Origin of the sequence: Pedobacter sp. HMWF019, from assembly GCF_003061025.1 — a bacterium.
In the GTDB taxonomy this organism is placed as follows: Bacteria; Bacteroidota; Bacteroidia; order Sphingobacteriales; family Sphingobacteriaceae; genus Pedobacter.
On record NZ_QAIL01000344.1, the window covers coordinates 1 to 11711 of the forward strand.

General features: G+C 40.2%; 7 protein-coding genes. All 7 read right to left on the reverse strand.

Going from position 1 to position 11711, the window contains the following annotated elements; translation table 11 throughout:
* Nucleotides 1-68 precede the first annotated feature (68 nt).
* The 7 genes from DBR11_RS19075 to DBR11_RS19105 all read right to left on the reverse strand — a co-directional run bounded on the left by DBR11_RS19075 (nt 69) and on the right by DBR11_RS19105 (nt 11421).
* Nucleotides 69-3506 carry a DUF6443 domain-containing protein gene (locus tag DBR11_RS19075; RefSeq protein ID WP_108554223.1) on the reverse strand — a complete coding sequence of 1146 codons (3438 nt, stop codon included), beginning with the start codon at nt 3504-3506 and terminating at the stop codon, nt 69-71.
* A gap of 12 nt (nt 3507-3518) precedes the next feature.
* Complete coding sequence (locus DBR11_RS19080; protein WP_146186585.1) at nt 3519-6893, reverse strand: hypothetical protein; 3375 nt, start codon at nt 6891-6893, stop codon at nt 3519-3521.
* 195 nt (nt 6894-7088) lie between these two features.
* Nucleotides 7089-7802: a hypothetical protein gene (locus tag DBR11_RS19085; protein WP_199233888.1), complete on the reverse strand. Its 714-nt coding sequence runs from the start codon at nt 7800-7802 to the stop codon at nt 7089-7091.
* 55 nt (nt 7803-7857) lie between these two features.
* Nucleotides 7858-8751 carry a hypothetical protein gene (locus tag DBR11_RS19090; protein ID WP_108554225.1) on the reverse strand — a complete coding sequence of 298 codons (894 nt, stop codon included), beginning with the start codon at nt 8749-8751 and terminating at the stop codon, nt 7858-7860.
* Between the two features lie 81 nt (nt 8752-8832).
* Entirely contained in the window at nt 8833-9795 is a 963-nt protein-coding gene (locus DBR11_RS19095; RefSeq protein ID WP_108554226.1) for a tail fiber protein, read from the reverse strand.
* Nucleotides 9796-10135: 340 nt separating this feature from the next.
* Nucleotides 10136-10621 carry an ankyrin repeat domain-containing protein gene (locus DBR11_RS19100; RefSeq protein WP_108554227.1) on the reverse strand — a complete coding sequence of 162 codons (486 nt, stop codon included), beginning with the start codon at nt 10619-10621 and terminating at the stop codon, nt 10136-10138.
* A 62-nt stretch (nt 10622-10683) separates the two neighbouring features.
* A complete protein-coding gene (locus DBR11_RS19105) occupies nt 10684-11421 on the reverse strand; it encodes a hypothetical protein (protein ID WP_146186586.1) in 738 nt (245 codons plus the stop codon).
* Nucleotides 11422-11711 lie beyond the last annotated feature (290 nt).

Genomic DNA, 11711 nt, shown 5'->3' on the forward strand with positions numbered 1-11711 from the left:
TTTGTACAGAAAGCAGAAATAATATTATCGTACCAATTATAAATTATAATTTCTTTGAACTTCATAGATTATTTGAATAAATTATTAAACCAATCTGTCACTTGTTGTGTCACAGGTTTAGGTAAATGTACAGTATGGTGTGAGCTCTTATTACCTGTTTGTTCTACCTTAAATATCTTTTCAACGTCTGATTTTTTAGCCGTTTTGTGAACTAAGTCTGAACCACTTACTTTCTTCACTAACTTTGTAGAGACCCCGTGTGGAAACCCAGCAGCCTCGGCTTTTGCAGCATCCGCAGATAATTTTAGCATACTTTCGGGTCCACTACCAAATCTTACTAATGTCCCTTCGGCTGCTTTTATTCCCTCACTTGCAATTCGGCCTTCCTGTCCAGTTTTAGCAAATAATGTACTGGTTGTACCTTTTGCAAGGGAACCAGTAAAAGCTAAAGCATTTGCTCCATCTCCCAAATGACCCAGAGCATCTTTTAACCCACCTTCACTAGGGACCTGTGCCATACCAAATCCTAAAATGCCACCTTCTTTATCTACAGATTGCCATTTCATACCAGGATCGGCTTTATTAACCCCAACAATATCACCCGCAGCGGCGACAAGCGTTCTTATACCATGTATACCATCTCTAATTGCCCCCCCCATTGCCATTCCGAGTTGTAGCGCAGTCATGTCATCATCACCAGAATCCTCCGGCCACATCCCATCCGGATCCGTAAATCGTATAGGATCGTTAAATCCATATCCATAAGTTGATAATCTTCTACCTTTCTCAGCCATCGGATCCACCGCATTCCACCTTCCTATCTCCGGATCATAAAACCTTGCCCCGTAATCAAGCTGTCCCAGCTCTTCTTGCAACTCCTTGCCGTTATAAAGATACTTGTTCGTTCCAGCTTTTGCAACCAAGGTTTTTCCAAATGGATAATAATTGGTCTGCTGTAAAACTTCCAGTGCAGCACTCGGGTTCTTATAGAAACTCAACCGTACATTACCCAAATTGTCCGTCAGATTATACTCATAACTGTAGGTAGTTCCACTTCTTCTGGCTAGGCCTTCTTCTGTATGAATAATATCGATATTAGCTCCATCATACTCTATTCCATCAACATAATCCCGAGTTACTCCATTGCTTACTTTTCTCAGCTTAGCACCAGTGGCATCATAGGTATACGCCATGGTTAAACCCGTCTTAGTTACTGTAGCTGGTAAATTCAACTGGTTATAGGTTAAGGTTACGCCTGTCCTCCCATCTATTTTGGCATTTCCATTGGCGTCATAAGTGTAAAGTCCTGTGGCCAGTCCACCAGTCACCTGGTTCAACTTATTCCCTGTATAGGCATAAGTGCCTAAGGTTCCGTTTCTGTTTAAACTGGCAATGTTACCCATCACATCATAGGTCAGCACTTCACTCATCGCTATACCTGTACTGGTTCCGCTGAGTAACCTGTTCAGCTTATCATAACCATAGGTAAAGGTATTGGGATTACTTCCATTAGCGCCCCAGCTTTGATTGGCGATGTTTCCATTAAACTGGGCTGTAGTCCCATCCTGGTATTTCAAATCATAGCTGAACTGTGGGGAGGTGTAAGTCTTTGCCCAGCCTCTTTCATTGTAGGCATAGGTACCTGATTGAAGGAAATTGGTGGTATCACTGCTATGGACTGATTTCTTGATTACTTGCCCTAGTTCATTGTAGGACATCCTGTTCAGGGCAATCTCTGGGGCACCATTGATCGACTCCCAGGTGGCCAGTTTTCTGCCCATATGGTCCAAATCATAGCGGGTAGTTATAGTGGTGGTGGCTCCATTTCCAACGTGGGTGCGTTTGCTGGCTTTCAGCTGTCCGATGAAATCATAGGTATTGTCCACCACATCGGTACCATTTACATGGTTTTGGCTTTTACTTTGGATCACCCGTCCCTCATCATCGTAGTAATTGACCGTTAAAAGCATCGTTGCCGTTCCAAGGGTATTTACCTTGGTTCCGGTGAGCAAGGTCTTGGTACGGGCAGCAGGCATTTGGTCTCCGGTAGGTCCGTTAAAGCTGTTCCCTGCAAAAGAATAGTTGTCATAGTAATTGATGACCAGGGCCTCTGTAGCTGTTCTTGGAAAAGCGACATTGGTATAATCTGAGTTTGGAGCATCCGTTCTGCTTTCCCAAAGGCTGTTGCTTAGCCCATCTGTGCTTACTTCCGTTTGCATCGCTAGTCTGGCCAGGGTGCGGGTATATAAACCGGTAGTGATCACCCTGCCAAAAGCATCATACTTGCTGTAGTTCCATTTGCCCAATCCCCTTTGCAGGGAGTCCTGGCTCAATACTACCTGGTCAAGTGTATTATAGACCATATATTCCCAGCCTTTCCCGGGAATCTGTTTTTCTATTAAGCGCTTGCGGCCATCATAATGGTAACCATAAATGAAGTTCTTAAAAACCGCATCACTTTCTGTAAAACTGTTGATGTTGGATCCGTTTTCATTCACGGCCGGAGGCAATACATAGCGCAGATTGCCCAGGTCATCATACACATAATAAGTAGAAAGACTTTTGGTATCTGTTTCCCATACTCTTTTGAGTACCACATGATCTTCAAAGTCTTTGTATTCATCCGCAGTGCCTCCGTTTCCACTCACCCAGTTTTCGTCTTTGATCTTGGTTTTATACAGTTTCCCATTGGTATAGGCACCTGTTGAAGAAGCACCTGAGGAGGTTACTGTCCACAGTTTGACTGGTTCTGCGGCAACGTTGGTACCATATTCACTCGCCACGGTTCTGCCTGCAGTAGTCGTGCGGCTAGTACCTGGCTGCCAGGCATCTCCAGGCGCACCCTGCTGCTCCACCCGGTTTAAAGGGCTGGCTTCAAAGACGGTGACCGAGAAAGGTTTGGTTGTGGTTTTGATTCCCGCCGTACTGGCGTAAAAAGCAGCCTGGCCTGCACCAGTTGTTAAAGCATCGGCGCGGTAAGCACCACCATTACTCACCGCAGCATAAGGCTGGTATTTCACAGCTTCTCTTCCGAAAGCATCATAAGCTATGGGTTGTACCATATCCCGGAAACCTGGACTTCCCTGCACCGTTACCGATTGCATCGGCCTGCCTAAACCATCGATATATTGGACGGTTTGGTTAACCTCACAAGTGCTGAGGTTTTGCTGGGTATCACCATCCGTGAGAATTCCTTTCTTTTTAAATGTCTTGGTTAGGATGTAATTCTGGTTGGCACTTACCGTATTTAAGGTATTGATGGCCGCAATACATTTTTCAAAACTCAGTCCGGTGGTGTAGATCCGTACCGTTTTTCCCGACGGGATATAGAAGCCAGGCTTTAAAGTAACACTACCGCGAGCAGTGATTTCTGCTTCATTGTTATATATGGATACTTCTCTATCCTGCTCCTGTTGGGCATGAACAGTGAAGGCGGGTAAAAGTAAGGCTGCCAGGGCGGCAAAGGAATATCTGATCCGCTTTGCCAAGTTTGATTTTATTTTCATATGGAGCGCTGGTTAAGGTTTATAGTGATAGACGTTGTTTTTCAGGATGTTTCCGTTCTGGTCCTTCACGTTCTTCAGCCGCTGGAATTCATCGTATTCATAATACGTGGTCTGGCCTTTGGCATCGGTCTGGCTAACCAGTCCGACTAGTGGCTCATACATAAAAGTGGTAACTTGTGCATTTGGAAGCGAGGTACGAAGATTAGCAAGAAAGCTATTAACCTCGGTCGTTATAGGACTAGGCTTTGCACTGAACGTGGCTACAGCGGCTTCACCTCCCAATGCTGAAACTACAGAACTATAATCTGCATTCTTTATTTCTGCTATTGGATATTGTCCATTATAACTCCATACATAACATACCTTTACGCCATTTTCCAGGCTTACAGACTGAGGATTACCCTGACTATCATAAGCATAATAGCGCAACCTGGTTTCGACTGGATTTAAGGCACTGCTTTGTATTTCGATGGTTCCGGGTAAATAAAGATGACTATAATATTTATTGTAATTCGTTCTCATTAAACTGATTTGAGAATCGGTGACACCGTTAGATTTATACCGAACTTCTTCTATAATCGGCGTAATAATATTATCGGCTATCATCTGCTGATAGGTCCCATTAGGGTCCCTGGATAAACTAACCATGTCTTGCGGATAACGATTGATGACTTTCTTTACACTACTATCGCTCAATTGAACTGAGGTTTTAGAAGGCAGTAAATTACTTGCATTATACTCGAATTTCTCCAGGCTTTTAATTACCTGGGGCGACGAAAAATCTTCTATTAAGGTGCTATCCAGTTGCCTGTGACCAGAAGAAATACTATACTCGTTATGAACTATACCAACACTTACACCTGGCCCCTGAGGATAATAAATTTTATACTTATGCCCTTTTACTGGAGTATTAAATATTTTGCTGTAGTAATTTGACAGCTTTTTTACTGGGTAATAATTACCATTTTGCACCTTATAGTCTATTTGAGAAATTAAAACCCCACGAAGCCAATCTCGGTTATCAGTAGGCGCAAAAGGCATTTTGTTCGTTGTTAAACCAGCATTTTCTATTGTTTGTATATAGGTACCACCATATGGAAATGATCTTGGTTGCCCAAAGCCTCCAGATCCAAGAACAGTATTCCGACTTGTATAAAAATCAAGACCATAAGGCGTTGTAGGGTAAAGATCAGGATCACTTTTAGGACTACTATAGCTATATTCTGTTTTACCTAATGCATTTCCCAAGGTATCAGTTTGCTGCCGGGTAACAAAATTATAACCCGCATATACTCCCTGGGTAGTCGATAGCGGATAACAGGAGCTACTTGAAAATACTAAATAAAAGAGATCTCCAGACCCTCCTCCCGATTGATCTTGCTCACCATAATAATAGAAATACGAAGGAAACGAAACGGCATAGCCTGAACTCTCTCCGTCCACATTTTTATAGGTGTATTTATTGATCAAAGTGCTATTCAAATCTTTTAAGGTGGTTTGCTTTACACGCAGCCCGCCGGAAGGATAGGTATTTGGCGATATCCGATTGTCATATACAATGTCCCAACCCGTTATATATGCGCTATACAAAATCGTATAACTGGGCGATTCAGGATGTTGGAGTAATGAGTTAGACACATAAGTATATAAACGATAATTGCCATTTGGCAAACTAATCGGATACGATCCATCATGTACACCTAGCCACAAAGCATGTTGGGGATTATCATCATTAACATTTACAATATAATAGCCAATTGTCTCTTCTACAGTATAAGGCATATTTTGAATTTTGACCGTTGTGTTGATATTCTGCCCTGGTAGGGTATTCACACTAAAGTCTACATAAAAATGTTTGTTGGTTTGATTTTTCCAGGTACGGGTAACATAGTCATGATCATAATCGAAATGGTTATATGAAGAATGGGATATAGACAAGGCTACGGCATCCTGATGGCTTACAGCAAGGTTCATCCCTGGGATATTAAAATTACATTCATTAGCCTCATATTCATACCTGGCTGTTCCACCTGTGGGATAGGTAACCATGTTTAAAGTTCCCTGCTTTGCGTAATTTATAACAGGAGCCTTACCGTCAACCACATAGCTCAGTTGACTGGTTTGCGAATCTTTTACGGCAATAATCTTTACATCCTGGGGCCCAATTGCTTCAGGCTGATTGGCATAACCCCAGTGGTCCATTAAAGGAAAACACCGGTTAGCCAGGCCTAGATCATGGTGGTAATCAAACCCATATCCATTGTTAATCCCTTGTCCGTTCTTGTCCTGTTCAACAATTTTTGTTAACATCAGCCGCCTTGAAAAAGCGGGTGCATAATGGTAAGACACTTTTTCTATATACCAATTCTTTTCGGAATTGTCCACTGACACCTGATTGGGTGGTACTAACGTATTTCCAATTAGGTATTGATATTGAAACTGCCATTGTTTGATCACCTGACCTGCGGTATTTTCTACAACGATTTTATCCAAGGCATAGTCACCTATTAAATCAGCCCTGCTTGCTGCAGTTGGTATAAAACGAACTTTTCCACCAGCATATTCTATTGTCGATAAGCGTTTACCGCCAATATATTGTCTGCTTGAAGTAGTAGGGCTTGCATGGGATCCAGAGGGCACGCCAGGAATGGCAGTATATTTCTCTTTTGATAAAGACAGATCGTAATTGTAGATATAGTCACTATAAGTAAAACTGATTGTACTTCCGTTTAGTAAAGTTATGGAAGTTAAATACCAGCTACTAACATAATTCTGCTGCCCAGGGGGGCTTGCATTGGGGTCATCAAGTATTAGACTTAATGATTCAGTTCTTTCGCAAGCGCTAAAAGTATATTTAATACCGTCTTCTGTTGTTATTTCCCAATCAGCTATACTTGGGGCCGATAAACCAATCCCACTACCCAGATCGTTGAAATTAAACGTAGCCCTGTTCCCTCTTTTTATCTTTATTTTCTTTTCGGGTGTTGTAACAACATCCCCTTGGTCATTAAATACAAAACGACCGGAATAATTTCCAAAGTTATAATAGAATATATCGGGCTGGGTGTCGAAATTCCCCACAGCAGCACCATTAGCAAAAGATATATCACTATCATCAAATCTGCTATGTCCTTTTTTAAAATCTAAATACCCATAGTTTAAGGTTTCATCGGGAGGGCCCACGGCGCTTCTTGTTATCATCCCCCCCGCATTTAAATTCCAGCCAAGGCCCACCCAGGACGCTATTTCAGCAAGTTTAATTCCACCTGAATGATAGTTTACAGAGATTGGCAGCTTATAACCCCCTGCTTCTACAGTCCATATTGGCACCCCTATTTCCGGTAAGCCTGTATAGGTACTTACAGGGGTTTCTATAAATTTACCCATGTTAGCCGCATTTGGGGCTGGAGGGATAACATTAGGCATTAAATTTTGTTGCCCGAAAGCTAAAAACGGGAATAAACAAATCATTAATTGCAGACATTTTTTTTTCATAATCATATTATTTGTGGTGAGAAATAAAGAAAACTCGGTTCGATCAGTTTGCACTGGACAAACGCTCATATAACTCAATATCCAATGCTATTTATAACCCTCTTCTTCTCTAAGAATCAGTCCCTTCAGTTTTTGATTATCAGTTTTTAGTTCCTTTACCTCTTTTTTGAGCTCAATGAGGTACAAAGTCAGCTCTTCGATTTTCTTGAGCAGTTTGGCATTCATATCTCCGACTTCAATTCCTTCAGCTTTCACTTCAGCTTCGGAAGGAATTCCGGGTAAATGACCTTTCTCTTTGATATGCTTTTCTGTTTGCTCCAGTGTTGGAAGTTCATAGTCTTTTTTAAAGACATAGTCTGGCCAGGTTCCTTGTAGTTTAACCTTCATAGATTCTGCGATCATATTTCCGGCAACGGCAAGCTTATAGCCCTTAGGATCTGTAGTTCCTATGCTAACATTTCCGTTCGCATCTTCTACAATAAACTTTCTCCATGTATCCCATTGATTTGTAAGGTATGATCCAGTTCTATAGAATATACCTCCATCATTGAAATTCATTTGATGCACCTTTCCCCCACTATTATCGCTCCATGGTGCCATCGTTAGCATCCCTGAAAAATTACCTGTTCCGGGTACTCCCACAGTTGCCCTTGCCTTAAATTCATAGGTAAGTTTTCTTTTAAACGTGCCAACGGAGTCATTAACTGCACGGGTATCGGGCACAGTTATGTAAGTAGATTGGCTGTAGCTTTTTATTACTCCAGCAATGATTAGTAAAAAGATAATCGTGATATTTCTCATTTTATTAAAGTTTAGTTTAAACTTGATTGTATGCTAAAAGGCATCCTATCGGATCTTATTTTTGCTGTTCGACCTGTGTTAGCCTTTTATTTAGTTGATTGTTCTCTTTTTTAAGTTCAATGAGGTACAATGTCAACTCTTCGATTTTCTTAAGGAGCTTGGCATTCATGTCTCCGACTTCAATACCCTCAGCTTTTACTTCTGCTGCAGAAGGGATTCCTGGTAAATGACCTTTTTCTTGTATGTGCTTTTCTGTTTGTTCCAGGGTTGGAAGTTGATAGTCTTTCTCAAAGACATAGTCTGGCCAGTTCGCTGTTTCTACCTTAAGTTCCTGAGCTCTGATCTTGCCATTTACAGACAATTTTTCTTTTGGCGTTAATGTGCCAATTCCAACATTACCCTGGCTATTCCAAATGCCGTTTCCGGCTAAAACAACATCTCCTTTAAAACGGTTACGGTAGGGAACTTCGACAACGGCGGTTCCAGTTAAGGGCTCATCGACAGCGGTCCATCCCTGGAACCAGGTACTGGCTTCGCTCAAACCCATAGAAAAGGCACTGACCGTAAATCGTTGAAAATAAACCCGGTCATTGATATATATAATGACCTTACCTCCTTCATTAGCCAATTGAATTGTTGGAGTATACGCTCCTGAGGAGCTTAGCATAGGAAGTCTAAAGAAGTATTTTGCAGGATTATTAAAATCCGCCGGGTCACTATAAGTGTAATAGGTAAGAAGCAGATCAATAGGATCATTACTATTGTAATTATATCCTTGGATATGAATGGTTGGCATTTGAGAAGCTGGTGTAAAGGGCATGTTTGTTTTTATCTTTACTCCATATGTAGGTGTTCCATTTAAAGAATAGTTTAAAACGTGGTCATAATTCTGTGCGTAATTCTTAGTTAGGCAGAATAGAAGAATGAGGGTTAGAATAATTTTTCTCATAGTTTATAGTTTGTTTTTGTGATTGGGTTATCAGATTTGTTCGTTCCACAGTGTGGTTTGGAAAATCATGATGATTTCCTGTTATTTTCTTTTGGTAATGATGGATTCTAGCTTGGAGAGTCTCTCTTCCTGATCTTTATTGATGGATCTTTCTTTGGCTATTTCTTTGTCTTTAAGAATCAGATGGAGTGTTAACTCTTCGATTTTTTTAAGCAATTTGGCATTCATGTCTCCGACTTCAATGCCCTCAGCTTTCACTTCTGCCGCAGAAGGAATTCCTGGTAAGTGACCATTTAGGTTGATCTGGCTTTCTGTTTCTTCCAGAGTTGGAAGTTGATAGTCTTTTTTAAAGACATAGTCTGGCCAATTGGCTGTTTCAACTTTGATCTCCTGTGCCCGGATCTTGCCGTTTACGGAGAGTTTTTCTTTCGGTGTCTTTGTTCCAATACCTACATTACCCTCATGATGAATGGTAAGGGCATTTAAAATCCCATAACTAATATCTAAATACGCACTACTGGCATCATCTCTGGCATTGAATTTCCATGGTCCACCCAAATGACCATAGGGCTGTATCGACAATCGGGATACCGTTCCCGGCGTACCTGCAGGGGCTATTCCATAACCAATTTGAAGTTCTGCTTCTCCAGGATTATTATAATAAGCACCGCTTCCTCTAACGAATAATTTCCCGCTTACGTCCAGACTATAATTCGGTGTTATAGTTCCGATTCCGACATTTCCATTTGGCAGAAAGCTCATCATAGGAGTAGTATAATTCTGCCCTATATAGCCGTAGGTAGGCGTACTGATGCCATTTGTAACCATTCCATTTACTCCAAATCCAAAAAAATCTGCGGAAGCATCCTGATTACTCAGCATAAAAGCTCTCGCAAAGCCTCGTGTTTCTCCGGGAAAGTTGTTTTTAATTTTAACTCCATAACTTGGCCCATTTAGGCCAATTAAAATATTAGCATCTTGAGCTTTTGCTGCTCCAATGGTAAACACTAATAATAAAGCGCTGAGTATCTTTCTTTTTGACATCTTGTTTGGTTTTAAGATGCTAAGTAAAACAAACTCAGTGCGATGGGATTGCACTAAAGAAAATGTTGATAACTTTTTTAAATGGGGTTTGAGTGCTTTTAAAAGCTATTTGAAAGGGGGAATTTGTTGCCTTGCGTGATAGGCTGCCAGTTGGTAACTGGTTTTATTTGGTAAAAACGAAACAGCCCTTCTGGAATGACCAGAAGGGCTGTGAGAAATTTGAAGTATCATCAAGACTAAAATATTAATCAATTTTGATCTCCTATATTCTCTTTTCAATCCTATATTCATCATTAATTAAGACGGTGCTACTATCTAGCCGTAAAAATCCATATGACTATTAGAAAAACTGCTTAATATCATAATTCGCAATAGTATCTGCCAATTCTAAAGGGCTGATCCCACTATCATTCTTATTGTTAGGATCTGCATTTTTTGCAAGTAGAAGTTGTATCATCTCACCTCTACCCTTAGAAGAAAATGTAGCCCTCCAAAGCGGCGTGTTTCCATAATCATCTTTTACTTCTAAGTCTGCCCCTGCTTGAATCAATAGATCGGCGATCTCGGGTAAATCCTCCTGAGCTGTATAATGCAAAGGATACCAACCTTTATTATCTTTAAAATTTAAATCCGGTAATTCCTTTAATAACATTACAACAACTTCTTTTGATTTAATCAATATAGCATGAAAGATAGCACTACGGTTATATTTATCTACTGCGTTTATATTGTCTTTTGTTTGCCATCGCTGAACTTGATCTGAATCTCCACGATAGATTGCCTTAACAATTTCTTCAGGCAATTGATATAACCGATCTCCTTTCATATTTTTTTAGATATCAATATAACATTCCTTGGCTTATCTGGATCTGGAACATAACCATTCGTTTATTTGTATCTTATTAAAGTTATTTCGTTGCCAAATATTTCAAGATAGCCATTCACTTCTTCATTCTCAAAGAAAACAAGGTTTCGATCATCTACTGTCTTAATAACCGCGGGATTATATGTCCAGATACTTTTGTCGGAGATCTTATTCATAGTTACAAATTTTCCATTTTGAATTTTAGCCAAGAATGTTTTGTGGAAATCTGTTATGATATGAAATAGTTCTTCTTTATATAAAAAGCTCGCAAGTGTCAAGACGCCAATGCTGTCTACTAGCTTGCGTGTCCCTAATACAGATTTAGATTCGTCATCACCAACATAACGAATTTTTTTTCCCTTTACTTTACGAGGTTTACTAAGTTGAAAGGGGCTCATTGAACTAGGATTTTCTATTTCAATAATCTCTGAGGATCCACTCAGATGTGCTAATGTATTCGTCACGATATATTTACCGAATAGCTTGTTTACCACAACAGGACAGGTCGAACTGCAGCAATACTCAATTCCAGTTTTCTTATTCTTGAATATAATAGATCCTCCCCATTCGCCACTGCATGTTTTCCTGACGACATAGTCATTGTCCTCAAAGAAAGCGGGGTATGCTTTATTAAAGTCCTCCGGAGACTTTTTTTTCATTGTCGAATCAACAACTTCCTTAATACTAAATATATTTTCCTGTGCACGAGAGGTACAAACAGCGATAAAGATTAAAAAGATCGCGTAGATAAATTTCATCATTTTGAGCATACCACAAGATAATGAAATCTAGTTATCTCAAAAGAGGGAAATTAATATTCGACTGGGTTTTATAACCACAGGCAAAGTAAGTGATCTCGACGGGAATCGAGTAGCAATTAATTATATATCAAAGAAATAACCCTGATAAAAATAAATAAACTGCAAAACATAAAAAATTAGGGTGAGCGAGGATACAACTTTCAATTCTAAATATTTTTTTTCTGGATTTATAAAATAGAGGAAAGTCCAGTATGACAAGATATTTAACAAGAAAAGCATCACGTCTAAGA